Origin of the sequence: Asticcacaulis sp. AC466, assembly GCF_000495815.1 — a bacterium.
Taxonomy (GTDB): Bacteria; Pseudomonadota; Alphaproteobacteria; order Caulobacterales; family Caulobacteraceae; genus Asticcacaulis.
The window spans coordinates 1-19,978 of the sequence record NZ_AWGE01000026.1; the positions used below are offsets into that span (position 1 = coordinate 1).

The 19,978-nt window shown below is 60.1% G+C and carries 26 protein-coding genes; 9 read left to right on the forward strand and 17 right to left on the reverse strand.

Annotation, left to right across the window (positions count from 1 at the left end):
• Window positions 1-79: 79 nt before the first annotated feature.
• The 4 genes from AEAC466_RS42255 to rlmN all read right to left on the reverse strand — a co-directional run bounded on the left by AEAC466_RS42255 (window position 80) and on the right by rlmN (window position 3,496).
• Window positions 80-715: a DNA-3-methyladenine glycosylase family protein gene (locus tag AEAC466_RS42255; protein WP_023460061.1), complete on the reverse strand. Its 636-nt coding sequence runs from the start codon at window positions 713-715 to the stop codon at window positions 80-82.
• Between the two features lie 35 nt (window positions 716-750).
• A complete protein-coding gene (locus AEAC466_RS42260) occupies window positions 751-1,572 on the reverse strand; it encodes a hypothetical protein (RefSeq protein WP_023460062.1) in 822 nt (273 codons plus the stop codon).
• Between the two features lie 81 nt (window positions 1,573-1,653).
• Window positions 1,654-2,112: a DUF350 domain-containing protein gene (locus AEAC466_RS42265; RefSeq protein WP_023460063.1), complete on the reverse strand. Its 459-nt coding sequence runs from the start codon at window positions 2,110-2,112 to the stop codon at window positions 1,654-1,656.
• 145 nt (window positions 2,113-2,257) lie between these two features.
• Window positions 2,258-3,496 (reverse strand): 23S rRNA (adenine(2503)-C(2))-methyltransferase RlmN, encoded by a 1,239-nt coding sequence (gene rlmN / locus AEAC466_RS42270; protein WP_023460064.1) that lies wholly within the window; start codon window positions 3,494-3,496, stop codon window positions 2,258-2,260.
• A 127-nt stretch (window positions 3,497-3,623) separates the two neighbouring features.
• On the opposite strand from rlmN, the gene AEAC466_RS42275 reads away from it, so the two are divergent.
• The gene (locus AEAC466_RS42275; protein ID WP_023460065.1) at window positions 3,624-4,091 is read left to right on the forward strand and encodes a hypothetical protein; all 468 of its coding nucleotides are present in this window, start codon (window positions 3,624-3,626) and stop codon (window positions 4,089-4,091) included.
• 105 nt (window positions 4,092-4,196) lie between these two features.
• Window positions 4,197-4,472, forward strand: coding sequence for a DUF3175 domain-containing protein (locus AEAC466_RS42280; RefSeq protein ID WP_023460066.1), 276 nt, complete (start codon window positions 4,197-4,199; stop codon window positions 4,470-4,472).
• Window positions 4,473-4,477: 5 nt separating this feature from the next.
• On the opposite strand, the gene AEAC466_RS42285 is transcribed toward AEAC466_RS42280, so the two are convergent.
• On the reverse strand, window positions 4,478-5,146 hold the full coding sequence (locus AEAC466_RS42285) for a YitT family protein (RefSeq protein ID WP_023460067.1): 669 nt from the start codon (window positions 5,144-5,146) through the stop codon (window positions 4,478-4,480).
• A gap of 105 nt (window positions 5,147-5,251) precedes the next feature.
• Window positions 5,252-5,986: a HesA/MoeB/ThiF family protein gene (locus tag AEAC466_RS42290; protein ID WP_023460068.1), complete on the reverse strand. Its 735-nt coding sequence runs from the start codon at window positions 5,984-5,986 to the stop codon at window positions 5,252-5,254.
• A gap of 61 nt (window positions 5,987-6,047) precedes the next feature.
• Here AEAC466_RS42290 and hslV point away from each other — a divergent pair, with 61 nt between their 5' ends.
• The 3 genes from hslV to hslU are packed head-to-tail and all read left to right on the forward strand — an operon-like array spanning window position 6,048 to window position 8,472.
• Window positions 6,048-6,599, forward strand: coding sequence for an ATP-dependent protease subunit HslV (gene hslV / locus AEAC466_RS42295; RefSeq protein WP_023460069.1), 552 nt, complete (start codon window positions 6,048-6,050; stop codon window positions 6,597-6,599).
• Window positions 6,600-6,648: 49 nt separating this feature from the next.
• The gene (locus tag AEAC466_RS42300; protein ID WP_023460070.1) at window positions 6,649-7,158 is read left to right on the forward strand and encodes a GNAT family N-acetyltransferase; all 510 of its coding nucleotides are present in this window, start codon (window positions 6,649-6,651) and stop codon (window positions 7,156-7,158) included.
• Window positions 7,159-8,472, forward strand: coding sequence for an ATP-dependent protease ATPase subunit HslU (gene hslU / locus AEAC466_RS42305; protein WP_023460071.1), 1,314 nt, complete (start codon window positions 7,159-7,161; stop codon window positions 8,470-8,472). It abuts the gene before it with no gap.
• Window positions 8,473-8,518: 46 nt separating this feature from the next.
• Here hslU and AEAC466_RS42310 read toward each other — a convergent pair whose 3' ends face one another.
• The 5 genes from AEAC466_RS42310 to AEAC466_RS42330 all read right to left on the reverse strand — a co-directional run bounded on the left by AEAC466_RS42310 (window position 8,519) and on the right by AEAC466_RS42330 (window position 10,284).
• On the reverse strand, window positions 8,519-8,797 hold the full coding sequence (locus tag AEAC466_RS42310; protein ID WP_023460072.1) for a DUF3144 domain-containing protein: 279 nt from the start codon (window positions 8,795-8,797) through the stop codon (window positions 8,519-8,521).
• A 4-nt stretch (window positions 8,798-8,801) separates the two neighbouring features.
• Window positions 8,802-9,077: a DUF3144 domain-containing protein gene (locus tag AEAC466_RS42315; RefSeq protein WP_023460073.1), complete on the reverse strand. Its 276-nt coding sequence runs from the start codon at window positions 9,075-9,077 to the stop codon at window positions 8,802-8,804.
• Between the two features lie 3 nt (window positions 9,078-9,080).
• Window positions 9,081-9,380 carry a DUF3144 domain-containing protein gene (locus AEAC466_RS42320; protein WP_023460074.1) on the reverse strand — a complete coding sequence of 100 codons (300 nt, stop codon included), beginning with the start codon at window positions 9,378-9,380 and terminating at the stop codon, window positions 9,081-9,083.
• Between the two features lie 60 nt (window positions 9,381-9,440).
• Window positions 9,441-9,752: a DUF3144 domain-containing protein gene (locus AEAC466_RS42325; protein ID WP_023460075.1), complete on the reverse strand. Its 312-nt coding sequence runs from the start codon at window positions 9,750-9,752 to the stop codon at window positions 9,441-9,443.
• Window positions 9,753-9,822: 70 nt separating this feature from the next.
• Entirely contained in the window at window positions 9,823-10,284 is a 462-nt protein-coding gene (locus AEAC466_RS42330; protein WP_023460076.1) for a low molecular weight protein-tyrosine-phosphatase, read from the reverse strand.
• 111 nt (window positions 10,285-10,395) lie between these two features.
• Here AEAC466_RS42330 and AEAC466_RS42335 point away from each other — a divergent pair, with 111 nt between their 5' ends.
• Together AEAC466_RS42335 and nth are read left to right on the forward strand one after the other, a co-directional pair.
• Window positions 10,396-10,737, forward strand: a complete 342-nt coding sequence (locus tag AEAC466_RS42335) for a hypothetical protein (RefSeq protein ID WP_023460077.1) — start codon at window positions 10,396-10,398, stop codon at window positions 10,735-10,737.
• Window positions 10,730-11,383, forward strand: coding sequence for an endonuclease III (nth, locus tag AEAC466_RS42340; protein ID WP_023460078.1), 654 nt, complete (start codon window positions 10,730-10,732; stop codon window positions 11,381-11,383). The genes AEAC466_RS42335 and nth overlap by 8 nt, the downstream gene beginning before the upstream one ends.
• A 2-nt stretch (window positions 11,384-11,385) precedes the next feature.
• Here the strand turns inward: nth and AEAC466_RS42345 are convergent, their stop codons facing one another.
• From AEAC466_RS42345 to AEAC466_RS42355, 3 genes are all read right to left on the reverse strand, one after another.
• A complete protein-coding gene (locus AEAC466_RS42345) occupies window positions 11,386-12,363 on the reverse strand; it encodes an acyl-CoA desaturase (protein ID WP_052025204.1) in 978 nt (325 codons plus the stop codon).
• Window positions 12,364-12,445: 82 nt separating this feature from the next.
• Window positions 12,446-12,979 (reverse strand): GNAT family N-acetyltransferase, encoded by a 534-nt coding sequence (locus AEAC466_RS42350; RefSeq protein ID WP_023460080.1) that lies wholly within the window; start codon window positions 12,977-12,979, stop codon window positions 12,446-12,448.
• The gene (locus AEAC466_RS42355; protein ID WP_031239567.1) at window positions 12,948-13,889 is read right to left on the reverse strand and encodes an ATP-grasp domain-containing protein; all 942 of its coding nucleotides are present in this window, start codon (window positions 13,887-13,889) and stop codon (window positions 12,948-12,950) included. Before AEAC466_RS42355 ends, AEAC466_RS42350 begins: the two co-directional genes overlap by 32 nt.
• Before the next feature lie 63 nt (window positions 13,890-13,952).
• Here AEAC466_RS42355 and AEAC466_RS42360 point away from each other — a divergent pair, with 63 nt between their 5' ends.
• The gene (locus AEAC466_RS42360) at window positions 13,953-14,948 is read left to right on the forward strand and encodes an adenosine kinase (RefSeq protein WP_023460082.1); all 996 of its coding nucleotides are present in this window, start codon (window positions 13,953-13,955) and stop codon (window positions 14,946-14,948) included.
• 29 nt (window positions 14,949-14,977) lie between these two features.
• On the opposite strand, the gene AEAC466_RS42365 is transcribed toward AEAC466_RS42360, so the two are convergent.
• Window positions 14,978-15,562 carry a Smr/MutS family protein gene (locus AEAC466_RS42365; protein ID WP_023460083.1) on the reverse strand — a complete coding sequence of 195 codons (585 nt, stop codon included), beginning with the start codon at window positions 15,560-15,562 and terminating at the stop codon, window positions 14,978-14,980.
• Window positions 15,563-15,716: 154 nt separating this feature from the next.
• Between AEAC466_RS42365 and AEAC466_RS42370 the strand changes: the two genes are divergently transcribed.
• A complete protein-coding gene (locus AEAC466_RS42370; RefSeq protein WP_023460084.1) occupies window positions 15,717-15,923 on the forward strand; it encodes a hypothetical protein in 207 nt (68 codons plus the stop codon).
• Between the two features lie 22 nt (window positions 15,924-15,945).
• Here the strand turns inward: AEAC466_RS42370 and AEAC466_RS42375 are convergent, their stop codons facing one another.
• Both AEAC466_RS42375 and AEAC466_RS42380 read right to left on the reverse strand, forming a co-directional pair.
• On the reverse strand, window positions 15,946-18,567 hold the full coding sequence (locus AEAC466_RS42375; protein WP_023460085.1) for a PAS domain S-box protein: 2,622 nt from the start codon (window positions 18,565-18,567) through the stop codon (window positions 15,946-15,948).
• A 214-nt stretch (window positions 18,568-18,781) separates the two neighbouring features.
• Window positions 18,782-19,837 carry a serine hydrolase domain-containing protein gene (locus tag AEAC466_RS42380; protein ID WP_023460086.1) on the reverse strand — a complete coding sequence of 352 codons (1,056 nt, stop codon included), beginning with the start codon at window positions 19,835-19,837 and terminating at the stop codon, window positions 18,782-18,784.
• Window positions 19,838-19,978: the final 141 nt, after the last annotated feature.

Sequence of the window (19,978 nt, forward strand, 5' to 3'; positions counted from 1 at the left end):
AGAGCATTTCCCGATCATGTTGGATCGGACAAATGCTCTAGGTTTTTGTTTTGATGCACTTTTTGATCCGAAATGCGCTCTACATCTGCCGGGACATTTCGCCCCGCTTGACCGCGCCATACCAGGCCCAAAGGAGATGGGCGGCAACCGAGCGATAGGGCGACCAGTCGCGCGCCCGATCGGCGCAATAGGCTTCGTTGGGGCGCTCCGTCAGGTTGTCCAGCCAGCCCACGGCTTCACGCAGGGCAACGTCGCCGACGGGAAACAGATCGAGACGTCCCTCCGAAAACATCAGGTAGACCTCAGCGGTCCAGCGCCCGATTCCCTTCAATGCGATCAGACGTTCGGCAGCGTCCTCGATACTCAGCGCCGCAAGGGTGCCGGTATCGAATCCGCCGCTGTGAAAGGCGTCGGCCAGGGCGCGGGCATAGGCGATCTTGGGGCGCGACAGACCATAGCCACGCAACCGATCCTCATCGTGGGCCAGCAGGTTTTGCGGCGTCAAGTCGCCAACGCCGTCGCGCAGGCGGGCGAAGATGGTGTCTGCCGCCTTCACTGACAATTGCTGCTCGACAATCAGGCCGAGCAGAGCAGGAAAGCCGCCGGGCCGTATACGATACTGGATATGCGAAAAGGCGTCGGTGAGGGGCTTTAGGCGCGCATCGCATTGCGCCAGATGGGCGAGGTGAACGGGATCGAGCGGATTTGCGGTCATGTCTGGCATTTAGCACAGATGGCTGCGCGATTACGTCAGGATATGATGCAGCCGACCTGGGCCACGCGGTATTCGCGGCGCAAGGTATCCGAAACAATGCCGTAGTTGCGCTTGGTCAGCGTGTTCTCGGCATCATAATCCGGTTTGCGGTCCACGGTCGAGGCAATGGCGGACACCGTTTCCGGCACGGTGGTGTAGATGCGGCCCCGGCGCGGGTTTTCCCGCAAGGTGATGCCGACCACGTGCGAATTGTCATCGACCGCCGGCCCGCCCTGCAATTGGTTCAGATCGCTTTTCAGGCCTTCGGTCTGACCAGCTTTGGCCCAAGCCAGAACGGCTTGGTTGTGCTGGAAGCGCTTGGAGCGTTCCAGGGTCGTGCGCCCGATCAGACGGCCCGTGGCCTCACCAACGCTGCCGCCCGGATAACCGATCATGAAGCCGCGCATGCCGGGTTTGACATTGGCTACATCGACTAGGCTTAGCGGTCGTCCACCGCCACTGGTTACGGCGACCAGGAAATTATCATGACCGGGGGCGGGGCGGGTCTTGAACGGCACGGCCAGATTGCCGCCGATATTGAGGAAGGGGTGGGTGCACTCCCCGACGCTGTCCTTGGCGACGATCCATGCCCCGCTTTTCGAGATGGAAAAGGCCGTGCCGGTCATGATCTTCTGATCGTCCACGGGCAGGTTGATGATAGACGAAATGGTAAAGGGCGTGAAGTTGGCGAACAGAGCCATCTCGCCGATCCCCGGTGGTGGCGGGGCGGGCGGCGAATTGGACGTTTCATGCCAATTGCCGGTTACGACCACTATGGTCGTAAGGGCCGCGGCATAGAGGAGCCAGTCCAGTTTCATACCGTAATACCAAAGCGGGTTAAAACGCGTTCAAAAACAGAATAATAAAGACCTTTTCGATTCCACATGATCGCAAACGCTCTAGGCGGCGACGGAAGCGGCAAGGATGAGGGCGGCGGCCAGCTTGGCCGAAACCAACAGCACAGCGGCGGAGACTTCGCCTTCATTGATGCGGTTGGGCAGGCCTGCCAGCAGGAAATCGACCAGCCGGAAAACAAACAGTTGCAGGATGATGGTGGCGCCGCCCCACAGGGCAATCTCACGCAGCGAGGTCGAGGCCGCCATGGAGGCAGCCAGCGGAATGGCGAGACCGATGATAACGCCGCCAAAGGCAACGGCAGCGGCCGAATTGCCGTCGCGGATCTGATTGATTTCCTTGTACGGCGTCAGCAGCGAATAAACAGTGGCGCCGATCAGCAGCATCAAAAGCGTGACGCCGGCATGTAGCAGGGTAATGGGAAAGCCCGTCGCGAAGGCCTGCATTTCCGGCCGCAAGACGTCGGGCGACAGGAAGTTAAGGTTAAAATTGTCGGGCATCATGCGCGGTCCCCTCTATTGCGCTGACCGTCACTATTGTAACGGGCGCGCATACTAATGAGGTAACTTCCCTGCAAGATCAAGCCCATGCGGACGGCCTGTGGACAAATTTTATATGACAGGCTGTTTGTTGAATGCAGACAATAGGTTAATCCAGCATGTCGCCGGCCAGATAGGCAAAGGGCAGGCCGCCTTCGGCAACACCCGTGTCCCGATTTGACGCAGCTTCGTCGCGTTGTTCACGACGCACAACCGAGGCGCGTTTCTTTTCGCTTTCCGATTTCAACTGCCCGCACGCCGCCAGGATATCGCGGCCGCGCGGCGTGCGAATGGGCGAGGCATAGCCGGCCTTGTTCAGGATGGCGGCGAAGGCTTCGATAGTCCGCCAGTCCGAGCATAGATAGTCGCTGCCTGGCCACGGATTGAACGGGATCAGGTTGATCTTGGCCGGAATGCCCTTGAGCAGGCGGATAAGCGCGCGGGCTTCGGCCGGGGTATCGTTCACGCCTTTCAGCATGACATATTCGAACGTGACGCGGCGGGCATTGGACAGGCCCGGATAGGCGCGGATGCCGGCCATAAGCTGTTCGATCGGGTATTTCTTGTTGAGCGGGACCAGCACGTCGCGCAATTCATCATTGGTGGCGTGCAGGGAGATGGCCAACATGGCCTGGGTGCGGTTGCCGAGCGCTTCCAGTTCCGGCACAACGCCCGAGGTCGATACGGTGATGCGGCGGCGCGAAATGGCGATGCCTTCGCCGTCGGAAATGATGTCGATGGCGTCGGCGACCTGGTCAAGGTTGTAGAGCGGTTCGCCCATGCCCATGAAGACGATGTTCGACAACTGACGGTCTTCCTTCGGCGACGGCCATTCGCCCAGATCGTCCCTGGCCACCTGGACCTGGGCGACGATTTCCGCCGTCGTCAGGTTGCGCACCAGCTTTTGCGTACCGGTGTGGCAGAAGGAGCAGTTGAGGGTGCAGCCGACCTGGGACGATACACACAGGGCGCCCGCGCGTCCGACCGACGGTATGTAAACGCTTTCGACCTCGATCCCCGGCGCCATGCGGATGAGATATTTGCGCGTGCCGTCCTGGCTGATCTGGCGTTCGACGATTTCCGGCCGGGCCAGCGAGAATTTTTCCTTGAGGAGCGCGCGCTGATCCTTGGCGATGTCGGTCATCAGGTCGAAATCGGTAAAGCCGTAATGATGCACCCAGCGCCAGATTTGCGTGGCGCGCATCTTGGCCTTGCGCGGTTCGACCACGCCGGACTCGGTCAAGGCCTCAATCAGGCCAGCCCGCGTCAATCCGGTGATGTTCACCAACAGCGCAGCAGCCTGGGTGACAACTGAGGATTTCACGGACAAGTCAAGCGTATGGGCCAAGATATGCGGCTTTCAAAGGTCAGATTGCAGGGATTGCGCGAGGCTATACAGGAAATGGCCGCAAATGTCTAATCGGTGCCACATTGCTCGGTCATCCTGGTCGTCATATGTCCTGGAAGGTCCCGTCATGAAGCATTTCCTCAAAATTTTCCTGATCAGTGCAGTCACCGCAACGGCGCTTCCGGCCGCCGCCAATGCGGCCACCGGACCCGCGACCCAGGCTCTGTCGGCCTGCCTGGTCCGGTCCGCTTCGGCCGACGATCAGGTCACATTGGTGCGCTGGGCGTTCGCCATCATGGCGCGCCATCCAAAAGTGGCCGACATGAGCGCTATCTCTGCGTCGCAATATATCTCGATCAACAAGGCCGGGGGCGACCTCTTTACCCGACTGTTGACGACAGATTGTACCACCGAAACCCGCACAGCCCTTCAAAGCGACGGAGAGGCGGCGATCCAGGCTTCGTTCACTGCCTTGGGTCAGAAGGCCCTCCAAGGCCTGCTGGGTGACGCCAATGTCCAGTCCGCCATCGGCGACATGCTGCAATATGTCGATCAAAGAAAACTATTGGGCGCACTGACGGGGTTGGGCGGTTAGTCGAATAGGGTGATTAACTGGACCTTGATGCGTCGGCATATGCGGGCGCATTTCATTTTCACGCAAAATTCTTCACGGTGTGACGCTTCACGTGGAGACATCGTCATGCCGGAAAAGAAATGGTCCCAGGACGTCACCGAACATTCCAACGCGCTGGATACCAAGCCGCATATCTTTGAGTCGCACGATCCCAAAGCGATCGCGAAATCGCTTAAAGCGTCGGCGGAAAAAAGCCATCGCCGCAAGTCTAGCCCATACCGTTCAGCCATGTCGATGCTGACCTTCTATATTAACCGGGCAGGCAAGACCCTTCCGGAAAGCCAGAAGGCAGTGCTTGAAAAAGCCAAGGATGAGCTGCGTGCCGCGTTCGGACGTGCATAAGGCGGCTAACGGCCCAGATAGCGTTCCGGTTTGTGAAACCCGACCAGGACGCCGCTCATGGCGACGGCAGAAATCACCGAATAGAGCAGATGCTGCGGGCTTAGGATCAGGATCGACGCCGCCATAATGAGGGCGTCGCACGCCATCTGCGTCTTGCCGGCATTGATATTCTTCGTCTTTTGCAGATAAAGCGCCAGCACCCCCGTACCGCCGGCACCGGCGCCATGACGCGCCAGGGCCAAAATGCCCATGCCGATAATCGTGCCACCGAACAGGGCAGCGAACAGCGGATGCACCGTTTCAAATTTGAAGGCGTAGTGGGCGAAATTGGCCCCAGCCATGATGGCCAGATTGACCGCAACCGTCTTGATCATGAAGCGCTTGCCCATGGCCGGCCAGGCGAACAGGAAGAAGGGAATATTGATCAGGATGAACAGCAGGCCGACCGGCAGCGGCGCGATATAGGAAACGAGCAGGGCGATACCCGCCACACCGCCCGTCGTCAATCCGGCCGATTTCAGCATAACAATGCCCAGCGCGATAAAGGCGCAGCCGATGGCGAAGGCATAGATATCTTCAATCAGGGTATGTTTGACCGTCGGATAGAGGGCATCCGCGCCGTCCTTATCGGGCGTCTTGCCCGTCCCCTTGTCGATAGCCTTGGCAGTGGTCATGCGGCATTCCGTTCCGAAAGCGGTCTATGCCCGGCCCATGCGCCTCATCCCTGCCATTTTGTAATTATGGTTTCTTATGACACAATTTTTGTAAACACGAAATAGCTAACCCCCGCACACGGGGCAGGCCGGATCGGCAGCCAGCTTCACCGTCCGTGACGTCATGCCAAGCCCGTCAAATATCAGCAATTGCCCCCGCAGCGTATCGCCGGCCCCGGTAATCAGCTTTATGGTCTCAAGTGCCGCCATGGTGCCGATAATGCCGGCCAGAGCGCCGACCACGCCGACGCGCTCGCAGGTGTCCGCGTCTGGTGGAATATCTGGCACCAGGCATTGATAGCAGGGACGCCCGTCGAAGGTCGCCAACTGCCCGCTGAAGCGTCCGAGGGCCGCGGACACCAGCGGCTTTTTCAAATCGTGGCATACGCGATTGACCAATAGCCGCGTCTCGAAATTATCGCAGCCGTCGAGCACGATGTCGTAGTCCTGGAGTATATCGACGGCGTTGTCCGGCGTCAGGCGCAGGCGATGGATATGGCAGTCGCAATGGGGATTGAGGCCTGCCAGATGCGTTGCGGCCACTTCGGCCTTGGCGGCGCCTATGTCGCGCGTCTGAAACAGCACCTGGCGTTGCAGGTTGCTTATGGACACATGGTCGTCATCGATCAGGCCGAGCGCGCCAACCCCCGCAGCTGCCAAATACAGCGCCGCCGGCGAGCCGATGCCGCCCATGCCGACAAGGGCCACCCGGGCGGCCTTGAGCTTCATCTGGCCCTGACCGCCAATCTCCTTCAAGACCAGGTGACGGGCGTAGCGGTCGATTTCATCGTCTGTGAGCATAGTGCGTCAAATGCGCCGGGCGCACTTGAACTGCAAGGGGAAAAGCGCCAATTAACGCCTCATGACAGACTCAAACTTCCCGAACTGGCACGGCACCACCATCGTCGCCGTGCGCAAGAACAACAAGACCGTCATCGCCGGCGACGGCCAGGTCTCCATGGGGCCGACCATCGTCAAGGGCGGCGCGCGTAAGGTGCGCACCTTGTCCGGCGGCAAGGTCATCACCGGTTTTGCCGGTGCGACGGCCGATGCCTTCACCCTGCTTGAGCGGCTTGAGGCCAAGCTTGAGCTTTATCCCGATCAACTGGCCCGCGCCTGTGTCGATCTGGCCAAGGACTGGCGGACCGACCGCTACCTGCGTCGCCTTGAGGCCATGCTTCTGGTGGCGGACAAGAACACCGTCCTGACCATTACCGGCGTCGGTGACGTGCTGGAACCGGAAGACGGCGTTGCCGCTATCGGCTCCGGCGGTGTCTACGCCCTGTCGGCGGCCCGGGCCCTGCTCGAATACGAGCCGGATGCGGAAGTCATCGCGCGCAAGGCCATGAAGATCGCGTCATCCATATGCGTCTATACCAATGACCATCTGACGATCGAAATGCTCGAGTCCTGATGCGCATAGCCTATCCTATGACCGGTGACCTTGTGTTCGGAGGGATGTCGTGATTACCTTTCGTCCCTTGCATGAACGCGATGCCGGTCTGCTGCTGATCTGGATGTCGTCGCCCCATGTCCAGCCGTGGTGGACGCAGGATGGCTCCGGGCCGGAAGACGAGTTGGAAGATGCTCTCGGCTTCATCGGTGCGGATTACGGCGCAGCTTTCATTGTCGAATATAACCGCAAGCCGATCGGCTATATTCAGTTTTACGATCCGAACTACGCTTATGATGGCTTCTATTTTGCCGATCAGCCGACCGGCGCCATGGGGGTAGATATGTTCATCGGCGATGTCAGCCTGACCGGCCAGGGGCTGGGAGCGCGTATCCTGCGCCAGTTCTCGGACGACCTGCTGGCCCGGGGCGTGCCTAAGCTCCTGATCGATCCGGATGCCGCCAATGCCCACGCCATCAAGGCCTATCAGAACGCCGGTTTCACCATTTACGCTGAGCACGACAGCCCCCGTTGGGGCCAGGTCACGCTTATGTCCAAAACTCCAACCTATGATGCATAAATGACCTCTTTTTCTCCCAATGTTTTCTCGCCCCGGGAAATCGTCTCGGAACTCGACCGCTATATCATCGGCCATGCCGATGCCAAGAAGGCGGTCGCGGTTGCTCTGCGTAACCGCTGGCGCCGCAAGGCGACGGCCGATGACATCCGTGACGAGATCACGCCGAAGAATATCCTGATGATCGGGCCCACGGGCGTGGGTAAGACCGAGATCGCGCGCCGCCTGGCCAAGTTGGCCCAGGCCCCGTTCATCAAGGTCGAGGCGACCAAGTTTACCGAAGTCGGCTATGTCGGCCGCGACGTCGATCAGATCGTGCGCGACCTGGTCGAAGCTGCCATGCTGATGATCAAGGACAAGAACCGCGCCGGCGTTCGCGCCAAGGCCGAGGCCGCCGCCGAGGAACGTCTGATTGACGCGCTGGTCGGTGAAACCGCCGCCCCCGCAACTCGTGAAAGCTTCCGCAAGAAATTGCGCAACAATGAGCTGGACGACAAGGACATCGAAATTTCGATGACCGAAACCGGCACACCGATGGGCATGATGGAAATTCCAGGCCAACAACCCGGCGCCTTCAATCTCGGTGACATGTTGTCAAAGGCCATGGGCGGTCGCAAGAAGACGGTCAAGACCACGGTCAAGGCCGCTATCCCGTCATTGGTCGCCGAAGAGTCCGACAAGCTGCTCGATCAGGATGCCGTGGCCGCCGAGGCTTTGCAACTGGCGGAAAACGAAGGCATTGTCTTCCTCGACGAAATCGACAAGGTTGCCTCGCGATCGGAACGCGGTGGGGCCGATGTGTCGCGCGAAGGTGTGCAGCGCGATCTCCTGCCGCTCATCGAAGGCACGACGGTTTCGACCAAGTATGGACCGGTGAAGACCGATCATATCCTGTTTATCGCATCGGGTGCCTTCCACGTTGCCAAACCCTCCGACCTGTTGCCGGAACTGCAAGGCCGCCTGCCCATCCGTGTTGAGCTAAAGGCCCTGACCCAGGAGGATTTCCGCCGCATTCTGTCGGAGCCGGAAGCCAATCTGATCAAACAGAACCAGGCCCTGATGGCGACCGAAGGCGTCACCCTGCACGTCGATGACGGCGCTATCGCCGCCATGGCCGAGGCGGCTGCGACGGTCAACGCCAAGGTCGAAAATATCGGCGCGCGTCGGCTGCACACCGTCATTGAAAAGGTGATGGAGGACCTCAGCTTCACGGCGTCGGACATGTCCGGCCAGACCGTAACCATAGATGCGGACTATGTGAAAAAGCGCCTCGGCGAAATTGCCGGCGACGCTGATCTCAGTCGTTATATCCTGTAGCGATTTCGCCCAATTCTATTTGGAGTGGGTCTATTTGGATCTGGTCCTATTTAGATCTGTCGAAATCCCGCGCGAATTCGTCGTAGCAATCGAGGAACATCTGACGGAACTGGTCATCAAAAATGGCCAGGGCTTCTTCGCGGCGTCCGGCCATCTGCTCGCCGGACGTGTTCGCGCCCAGGCACAGAAAGGCCGTGTAGCGCGCCGCCGCGTACATGGCCGACAGGGCGACGTCTTCGCTGTGGGCATGGGCGCTTTGCGCATTGCACAGGTCGATATGGGCCTTGGCGCGCCCGGTGAAGTCGAGTTCTTCTTTGTTTGCCATGGGATCAGGCTTTCTTGTTCAGGTCATCGAAGCGGGTGACGACATCGGCCATGGCGGCTTCGGCAGCCGCGCGAAAGGCCTCGGTCAACCGTTCGGTTTCGGCGGCGGCGCGCGCCGCCAGTTCATCTTTCGAGCCGGCGGTCTTTGCCGTCAGCCAGGCTGCATACCAGGCGGCGCCATAAAGCATGGACTCCGCCGTCTTTTGTTCCCCGAACAGCGTCGCCTGCTGGTGCGACAGGCGGATGTGCGAATCGGCGCGGTTATTGAATTGATCGTCCATCGATTAGCGGTTCGCGTTCACATAGGCGTCGTAGTTGGCGACATATTCATCGAAATGGCGCGCAAAGGCGTCATGGGTTTCCTGCAGCAAAAGGTCCAGCGCCTGTTCACGGCGCGCTTTCAGGTCCTCGACATCCTTCGAGGTGATCGACCAAAGCCAGACATTGAAGCGCGTCGAGGCATTGGTGAAGGAGTGGCTGACCTGATCGGCGGAGACGCCGCTGCATTGGTTATTGGCCACATTGATCAGTGCGTTGGTTCGTTCGAAGAAACTGGGATCAGGAACATTGGGCGTGTCGGACATGAATTACCTGTTGTTGATCTGCGCCCGCTGAAACGGGCGAACATAGAAAGAGTTTAGGGCTCAGCGTGATCCGGTGCTGAGGTTTCCGGTCGCCGTATAGGCGTCGTAGTTTCGCGTGTATTCGTCCAGGTGCCGCTCCAGCATGCGGCGGCTTTGAACGGCGAAGGATTCGATCGCTTCCTCACGACGCGCGATCATTTCTTCGGCGCTGCCAACATTATGGTTGGCCCACATTCCAACATAAAAACGCGTAGCGGCATCAACCAGGGACGCAACCACGCGATCGGAGCCAGCCTCCTGCAAATGGCTATTCGCCAGGTTGATGTGCTCATCGGCACGGGCGGCAAAGCGGTCGTCAGGAATGTTCAACATGGCATGGCTCACTGGAAAGTCAGAAATGAAACCATACCATGCATTGAAATTTCGGCTTAGGCCAGCCTGTTTAACCCAGCAGTTGCTTTAGCAAAGCGGTGCTCGCCTTTTCGCACAGGGCATAGACCGCTTCGAAGTCGGAAGACCCGCCATAATAGGGATCGGGCACATTCTTGGCCACGCCCAGTGCTTCATCCAGGTACAGGGCGACCTTGGCGCGCGCCGTGTCGGGTCGCATAGCGGTGAGGTGGCGGACATTGTCGCGATCCAGTCCGAGGATCAGGTCAAAACGATCGAAATCGTCGGTCTGAATCTGGCGGGCGCGCTGGCCGGAAATATCGATACCGTGGCGGGCCGCCGTCTGGATGGCGCGCGTATCGGGTTGTTCACCGGCATGCCAGCCGCCGCAGCCGGCGGAATCGATAATGAACCGGTTTGCCACACCGGCGGCTTCCGCCTGGGCACGGAACACGCCTTCGGCAAGGGGGGAACGGCAGATATTACCAAGGCAGACGAACAGAATGGCGGTCATGCGCCCTGTTTATGAGGCCCGATCGCGGTCGGCAAGCGGCTTTTATCTTGCGGGCCTATAGAATCGCCCCATAGCATCGGCGTAAATCTCAAAAAGCCATGGAGACTGTCCATGATGACCGAAACACCCTTTCCCGATCTCGATACCCTGACCGACCGTCTCGAAGCCGTCTTGGGCCGTTATCGCCGGGTTCATGACATCAAACCCGATCGGGACTGGTATATGCTGAAGCTTCAGGAAGAGGCGGGCGAACTGACCCAAAGCTATCTGGCCCTGACGGGACGCTCGCGCCGACCGGTCGAAGGGGCCAAGGCCGAGGTCGCCAAGGAGATGGCCGATGTGTTTGCCTTTCTTCTGCTCATGGCGCGTGCCGAAGATATCGACCTGAAGGCCGCCGTCGCGCAGAAGTGGCTGAGCTGGGAGGCGGTCATGGCCGAAGAAGCCCTTGGCTAAGCCTGCCCTGATCAAGAAACTGTTCGAACGGTTTGAAGCGGATAAGCCCGATCCGCGCACCGAACTGAACTATAGCAATGCCTTTACCCTGTTGTCGGCGGTAGCCTTGTCGGCGCAGACAACCGACGTGGCGGTCAACAAAGCGACGGCACCGCTGTTCAAGATGGCCGATAATCCGGCGGACATGTTGGCGCTTGGCGAAGCGCGGATCATGGACATGATCAGCACGATCGGCCTCTATCGCAACAAGGCGAAAAATCTGATCGAGATGTCGCGCATTCTGATCGAGCAATATGACGGTCAGGTGCCGATGACTCGCGCGGCGCTATTGAGTCTGCCGGGGGTCGGCAACAAGACGGCCAGTGTCGTGCTGAATGAAATGGACATCGAGCCGGCCATCGCGGTCGATACCCATGTCTACCGCGTGTCGCACCGGCTGGGGCTGGTCGATGCCGCAGCCAATACGCCGGACAAGGTCGAGTCGCAACTGATGGCGATCATCCCAAAACATTGGCTGACGCGGGCGCATCACTGGCTGATCCTGCATGGCCGCTATGTTTGCGTGGCGCGCAAGCCCAAGTGCGACATCTGTATCGTGCGCGACCTGTGCCCCAAGATCGGGGTCGAGACGCTGCCCCTGCTTTAGAGCTAGATCCGAAAGCGTAAGCGCCGGCCGATCCAGTGCAGGGTCGGGCAGGGTTTTATGTCCGGTTTGAAGTGCGGTTGCGCACCCGATGTCCATTGTAATTGCGGGCGGTGGGCCAGATCGCGCGCGGTGCGCACCTTCCATGCCAATCCCATTGCCTCCAGCATCTTTATGAACCGATAGCCGGGATCGCTCTGACCGGTATAAAGCCCCATCCGCGCCGAGCCGGGAAAGGCATGATGGTTGTTGTGCCAGCCTTCCCCCATGGTGAGCCAACCGACCAGCGGCACATTGCGGCCTTGCACGCCGGCGCCAGTGACCTGCCAGTTATCATCATGGGCCTGATGGGCGAAATAGCCGATCAGCCAATGGCCGGTAACCGTCGTGGCGATTTGCGTGCAGACGCCCCAGATGACCCAGGCCCAGCCGCCAATAAAATAGAAGGCCAAGGCCCACGGCAGATGAACCGCGATCCAATGCCGGTCGATGAAGCGATAGAAGGCGTCATTTGCGACTTCTGGTTCAATCGTCAACCGGGGTGGTTTCGCCAGACGAAGGTCGCAATGCATCTGCCAGACGGCGTCGATGACCGGCGTCCGCCGATGGGCGAAATAGTCGTGGCAACGGCCTTGCCTTTGCGCCCAGTCGCGAAAGTCATGGGTTCGGATCATGGCGAAGGGGCCGCCCAGGCCGACCAGCACGCCGAAATAGACAAGGGTGCGTTCCAGCCACAGCGGGCATTCGAAGCTTTTGTGGATGAGCCGGCGGTGCATGCCGACGCTGTGGCCCAGCAGTAGGACAACCATTGTCTTGACCGTGAACAGCAATACCGCGTCGATACGCAGATAACGCACGAAGCCGTAGATGGTTGCGCCATACATCGTCAGCAGGAAGAGGGATTTGACGGGGGCATAAACAACCGTTCCCGACACCGGATCTGCCTCTGCGCCATCGACGCGATCGATATTTTCAAAACGCATGACAAATCCATTCATTTAGCTAATTATCTAAATAACTAAACATGAGATATTATATTCGTCAAGCGGGTATAAACGGCAGGTTTCAGGCGTGCGGCCGTTCCAGGATCAATACGGGATGATCGTGAAACAGGCCATGGCGGACGCGGACATAGCCATGCCGTTCGGCCAGTCGCAACGAAGCTTCGTTTTCCGGACTGATCATGCAGAGGGTCTTGGGCAGCTTCAGCTTTTCGTCACCGAACACGAGAGTGGCATGAAGCGCTTCGGACGCCAGACCCTGACCGTGAAAGGCCGGATCGAATACCCATCCGGCCTCGAACGCGTCGAAGGCGGGGGTGATGTCGCGCCTGTAGTCGAAGAGGCCGATGACGCCGATATGCTGCTCGGTCGTCTTGAGCTTGACCGACCAGTTGCCGTGGCCGAAAACCTGCCAGTGGCCGATATCGCGCAGCAGGCGCAGCCACACCTCATCATGGGCCATCGGTTTGCCGGTGATATGACGAAAGACAGGTTCCTGGTTCCACAGGGCGCATTGCGCCTCATAGTCGGTCACAGCCAGGGGCTTGAGAATCAGGCGGTCGGTTTCAATGATCATGGTGGCCGTGTGCGTGGTCATGTCCAGAACAGCCGCAGACATGCAGGGCGGTTTCAAACGCGTCCTTGAAGCGCATGGCCGCTTCCGGATCATAGGTCAGGTACAGGTCGGGCTCGATCAGTTCCATTTCCATCAGGCAGAAGCCATCGTCGCTGGCGCGTACCATGTCGATACGGGCATAAAGCAGGCGGTCACGGCCGATGAAGTCAATAGCCGCATCGGCCAGCGCGCGCGCTGCGGCTGGCGCGTCGAGAACACGTAGATTGGCGTCATAGTCCGGCTGCGAGCGGAAGTCACCGCTCTTGGGCGTCTTCAACACGGCGTGCGAAAATTCACCGGCGAAATAGAGCAGGGACCATTCGCCTTCGCTGCGGATCGCTGGCATGAAGGGCTGGATCATGGCAGCATCTTCCGGCGGCATGGCCTTGCGGTCCTCCACATCCGGCGCGCCGCCGGTGAAGGCGGACAGGCTGTCGCCTTCCCAGATCAGGGTATTCTTGGCGCCGGCCGACACGACGGGCTTCAACACCAGGGCCTGTTGCCCGAAGTCGAGGCGCGCGCGGGCGACCGCCTCATCCGTCACCTGGTCGACGAACACGGTCGGAATGATCCGCACCCCGGCATCGGCCAGATCGCGCAGATACCGTTTGTCGACATTCCAGTTGACGATTTCCGGCGGATTGAAAACGCGCCGCCCGGCCAGCCGCGTCATGGCGGCGCGGAAATCATCCGGCGCATTGTGGTAGCCCCACGCGACAAGCGGGACGATGAGGTCGTAGTCCTCCGTCACGGGGTCGGACCAGGGCTGGTCGAAGATTTCGGCGTCAATACCGGCCAGGGCTTCGCGGTATCCGTCAAGCACATAAGGCCAGCGGCCATGGTGCGAAGGATGGTCGGGATTCGGGGTCAGGATTAAAATACGCTTGCTCATAGAGCCGTTATTGATCATTAGGTTACGCCATTCAACCCGTACCCTAGACTTACGAGAACAAATATGACGACCTCCTATGACATCACCGCTGTCGGCCACGCCATCGTCGATGTTCTCGCTCAGACGGATGAGGCTTTCCTGACCAAGCATGATCTGCACAAGGGCGCCATGACGTTGATCGATGCGCACCGGGCGCTCAGCCTGTCGGGCGCGATGCAGGATACGGAGATGGCGTCGGGCGGGTCCGCCGGCAACACCATTTCGGGCGCGGCTTCGTTTGGCGCCAAATGCGCCTATGTCGGCAAGGTCGCGCATGATGCGCTCGGTGAATTCTTCGCGCACGACCTCAAGAAGATGAATGTCCATTTCCAGACGCCCGTTCTGCATGACGATCCCACGCCAACGGCGCGCTGCCTGATCAATGTGACGCCGGACGGTCAGCGCACCATGGCCACCTTCCTGGGCGCAGCGGCCCTGATCAGCCCGAAAGATATCGAGGAAGAGGTCATCAAGGCGTCTCAGATCACCTATCTGGAAGGCTATCTCTTCGACAGCCCGTCCGGGCGCGAAACCTTCGCCAAGGCTGCCGAAGTCGCCCGCTCTGCCGGTCGCAAGACGGCGATCACCCTGTCGGATGGCTTTGTGGTCAACCGCTGGCGCGATGACCTGCTGGCCTTTATCGACCGCCATATCGACCTGGTCTTCGCCAATGAAACCGAATTGCTGGCCATGTTCGAGACGGATGATTTCTACAAGGCCCTGCGATATCTGCGCGGCAAGACCGACCTGGCGTTCGTGACGCGCAGCGCCGAAGGGTCTGTGGTGGCCAAGATGGAAGATACCCATGTCATCAAGGCGGCCCCTTGCCCTCAGGTCGTCGATACGACCGGCGCGGGCGACCAGTATGCCGCCGGCGTTCTGTTCGGCCTGACGCAAGGCCTGCATGTCACCACCTGCGCCGAACTGGGTTCGTTGGCCGCCGCCCACGTCATCGGTCATATCGGCCCGCGCGCTCAGGTCTCGCTCAAGCAATTGGCGACCGAGCGTGGGCTGATCTAGTCCCGCTTTACGTTGCGTCGGCCTGGGGGTTAATTTATTCGACGCTTGAGCGCGACATAGAGCGCGCCGGACCCGCCATGGCGGGCATGGGCCTGGGAAATGCCGGCGACGATATGCGATAGCGCCGGATCGGCCAGCCATTCCGGTGCGTAGCGCTTCAATATGCCGTTTTCCGCCATGCCCTTGCCCGTAATGACCAGAACGGCGCGGTAGTCATTGGCGTAGGCCTGTTGCACAAAGGCTTTCAGGCGCGCCTCGGCGGCGAAGGCAGTGAGCCCATGCAGGTCGAGCCGCGCCTCGATCGGATCGCGTTCGCGGCTGATGCGGCGTTTGCGCTTTGGCTCAATCGGATCGGGTGCCTGGTCGGCGGCGCGTGTGATCTTGAACCCGGCGGCGGGTTTGACGGCTTGCCCCAGCTTAAACGGCGTCAGAGGAACCGGCCTCGGCCGTTCGGCGGTCATTTCCCCGGGCATGTCGGCGACCGTAATGGTTTCGGTTTCTGGCTGCGGTGGCTTGGCCTGCTTTTTGGGTTTGGCGGTCGTGTGCGGGCGGACGGTCGCCGTCACCAGCGCCCACAGCCGTAAATCCTCTGTCTTGAAACCGAAGCGCGCCATGGAACCAGTTTAATTCAGGTTTACGGCCGATGGCTACCGAAATGCGTGCCAAACGCCGTCCTTATTTTCGCGCCGAAGACCCATCTTTCCTTTTTATGTGAAACGACGGCATGATGGAGGCCGGTAGAATGATAAAGGCAGAAAGGTTGGAAACATGGCCACTACCTTCAATTTTCATAATGCAGCGAAAGACTATGTCGAAGGCGGTTTCGATCACCCGGCATATTATATCTTTTCGCGCAAAATCTCGGCCTATCGGCCGCAAAAATACCCCTTCGCCTGGACGATAGCGGGCGTAACCGCTGTCTGCGGCGTTTTTTGGTTCGCCGTCATCAGTTTGGCGTCACACTTGGTCAATTAGCCCGAACGAGCCGCGCTGGACGTCAGAACTCTTCTGACTGAAACGCCTGCAATTGGCGCGTCAGGCGTTCGCCACGCTTGCCCGCCGTAAGGGCGGCTTCGGATAGACGTTTGATGTTTTCCGGCGTCTCTGGCTGCTTGGCCATCACTTCCAGCGCCCCGTTGATTACGTTCAACATCTGGGCGAAGTCTTGCGCCACATCGCTGGTCAGGCGACCGACGGTCTCAAACCGTTGCGCGTTGCTGAGGGCGGAGTCCAGTTGAGTGACGCGCGCCTGCATATTGGCCTGCTGCGCCTGAGATTGGTCGAGCATGGCCTGCAACTCGTCCAGGCGCTTTTCCAGAGCGGTCGTATCGACGGCCGGGGTAGCCATCAGTTTTGCCTGAGCATCCTGATACGCGGCCTGCCATTTGACGACTTCGAACTGCACGGCGGCCAGACGGGCCTCCCAGGCGCTGGTATCGGGCGGCGGCGGCGGGGCATTGACCAAGGCCTCATGCGCCTGACGCAAGGCGGCCAGTTCGGCTTCGGCCTGCGCAATACGGGCATCGTGGGCGCTATAGTCGGGTTCGGGCGGCGGTGTCTCGGCTAGAGCCTTGTAGCGCGTGGCGAGGCTTGCCAGCGCGTCCTGAGCCGTCTTCAAATCCGCGCTCAGCCTGTCTATGCGCTTTTCATGCTGGCTGAAATCGGGCTCCGGCGCTGGGGCATTCGACAGGGATGTCAGCTGCGCTTGAAGGTCTGTCTGGGCGGCTTTCGCGGCATCAAGTTCCGCCTGCAACTCGGCAATCCGCGGGTCTTCAACCGGTTCGACCGCAATGGGTTTGGCGAAGATAATTTCGTCAAGCTGCCGTTGCAGTTCGTCGCGACGGATCTCCGCCTGTTCATAGTCGTTGCGCAGGGCGTCCAGTTGCCCCTTCAGGGCGTCATTTTCCGCCATGACGACCGGGTCTGGCGTATGGACAATTACCGGGTCGGGCAGGGGCTGGCTTACCGGCGGCGATTGCCATCCGTAGACATCGCTGGATACGGCATCCATGCGGGCGGCAGCGACCGCGGCGTCAAGCTCGGCCTTGGCCTTGACGTTTGCCTCAGCCAGAGCCGCTTCAACCGCGCGTTCCCGTTCCCGGTCGGCGGCTTCGCGGGCGTCTGCCATGGCCTCGGTCAGGGCCTCGGCCCGTCCTCTGGCCAATCCTTCGATCAATCCGTCCGAAAGCGCCTCGACGCGCGCCTTTTCGACGGCGACCTCAAGATCCGCTTCGGTGATCCCGGTTGTCTGAACGACCGTCTCGATCTGTTTTTCGCCCTTCCAGGCCGTGCAATCGAAAGCAACACCGTAAATCTGCTTCCCGCCACCGGGCAAAGGTCGGGCCTGGCCTTCCAGGGCGATCCAGCGTTCCGTTCCATCCTTGCGACGGACGCGCAGATCGAGTGCCAGATGATCGGTTTCCCCGCTCATAAGCTGGCTGAAGGCCTGATCGGCCGCCGCCTGATCCGCATCGGAAATCAAGGTCGGGCCTCCGACATATTCCCGGCCGATCAGGGCCATCATGCCCTCATCTTCGACAATGGTGTCGGCGTCCGCGTCATATTGCCAGGTCCCGATGCCAAGGGCGGCGCGGGCTTCTTCGGCCAGACGATGGTCGGAAAGTTCCTGGGCGTCGTCTTCGTCGAGCGCGGCGACGGAAGGCGCCATGTGCGAAATCGGCACAGATCCCATCTCGGCGGCCTGGCTTGCCGGCAAGGCCATGACGGTCAGACCGCGCTCTCCGCCTTCATGGGTGCGCACGACCCACGCCGTCACGATTGATGGCTGACGGTCGCCGTTCGTTACCCTAAGGGTCAGTTGCGCCGATGCCTGATTGTGCGGGGACTGATCGTCCTGAATCTCACCGAGATAATCGAGCGCCTTTTGGAAATCGCCGTCCTCGACGAAGAACTGGGTCCAGTTCTGACCGAGCGCCTGTTCGCGCTTCAGGTCGAAGATGTCGAGCGCCGCATTATTGACGTCCAAAATCTGTCCCTTGGTGTCGAGCCCCCAGAAGGGGACCGTCGCGGCGGCGAACCAATGCCCGCGCCACAGGCCGTTCAGATCGTCAACGCCTTCGCCGGTTGAGCTTTCTATTTCGACCATGGCCGAGGTCGAGCCGATCACTTCGCCCGCACCGTTCATGATCGGCATGGAGGTCACGCTGACCAGAACCTTTTCGTGGCTGCCGTGGTTGGTCAGCATATGCTGGAACCCCTTGACGGTCTGGCCGCGCAGGGTTCGGGCAATCGGCATTAGATCGGCGGGGATGACGCGCCCGTCCGGATAGGAAATGCCCCAGGTAGCGGAATGGAAGCGCAGGCCGATCAGTTCGGAATCCTTGCGGCCGAGAAGCTGGTGCGCCGCCCGGTTGGCGAAGGTGAATTTTCCGGTCACATCGGTTTCGACCAGGGCCACGGGGACGGCGTTCAAAACGTTGAACATCCGCCGTTCCAGGGTGTCGATCTTGCGTTCCGCCTTGAAAAGAAGGTCCTGGAATTGGCGGACCTGAAAGGATTTCAGCGAGGCGATGACCCCGCCGCCGATGGCGAGCGCGAGCAAAATGAATGCGGCAACCCCGAGAAGGGCGATCAGATCATGCTCATTTTGCAATAACATACCGAGAAATCCCACCTTAATCTCTGCGGGCGGCGCGTCATTTTGTGACAGACTCAGCCCGCGGCCATCAAACCAGCAAGAAATATACCTGACATGACGGTGCGGGATTTATCTTACATCACAATTGCTTAAGGCATAGACCCGTTTTGATGTCTTTGGCCGAGCGGCGGCGCCCGGTTCCCGGCTTGCGCAAGGGCCGTTTAGGTCGGGGGGATTACAATTTATAGGTCAGCAGAGCCTCGGTCATAGCTTTCGGGTCGGCCAGGCCGTTCTGATTGGTCATGACGATGGTCGAAAGGGTCTGTGACAGATCGCGCCGGTACCAGCACGAAAAACCGGCCGTGCTGCCGCCGTGGGAGACGATGGTTCGGCCGTCGATAAGCTCTACCTGCCAGCCGTATCCCCATCCCGCCGGACTGCCGTTGTTCAAGGTGGCGGGCCGCCACATCTTCTGACGCAGGGCCGGGGTCAGGATACGCCCCTCATCGAGAGCGATGGACCAGCGGTCGATATCGGCCACGGACGACAGCAAGCCGCCCGCCGCCCACGTCGATCCCGGTGCGGCGCGCGGTGGTGCCGTGTCGTAAGCCGTACCGTCCCAGAAATGCCCGGACGCCAGCCGGGTGCCCGTTTTCACGCGGTTTCGCGGTCCTGTCGATGTCATGCCGGCCGGGCCGAAAAACCGGGTCTGCAAGGTGTCCCAATAGTCCGTGCCGGTTATGGCTTCTGCGGCCATACCCAACAGAATAAAGCCCGTATTGCTGTATTCATGCCGTTCCCCCGGCGTGAAGACGAGCGGCTGATCAGCGACCATGGCAATAAGCTGTCTTGGCTTAAGGTCCTGCGGCATGATCGCGCGGAAATTTTCGCCATTGAGATAGTTGGGCAGCCCGGCCGTATGGCTGAGCAGTTGCGACAGGGGCAATCCCTGCCAGGCTTTGGGCAGGTCGGTTACGTAAGTGCCTATCGGCGCCTCGATGCTCAGGCGCCCCTCTTCCTGAAGCTGGAAGATAAGGCAGGCCGTGAAGGTCTTCGTCAGGGAGCCAATTTCAAAAATCGTGTTGCGATCAGGGGCCGTTTTAGAGCCCAGGGTGGCGATGCCTTTGCCACCGGTGGCCTTGACCTGCCCCTTGCGGACAACGCCGGCGGCAAGCCCGGGCGCACCGTCCAGAGACAGCCGATCGATGACGTTGGTGGAGGCCGCCCATATCGAGGCGGGCGTGAGCGCGGCGGCCGCTGCCAACCCGCCCAGGCAGGCACGACGTGACATCCGATGAGGTGAAGGGACTGCGGATGAGACTGTCTTCAAAGCGTGCCTCCTGGTGTTGGGCGGTTCGCGCCTCGGTCTGCCGTCCAGGTTTCCGATCAACGCGATGCCGTGTAAGCGCTTTCAGAACTGCGTCAGGGGCGC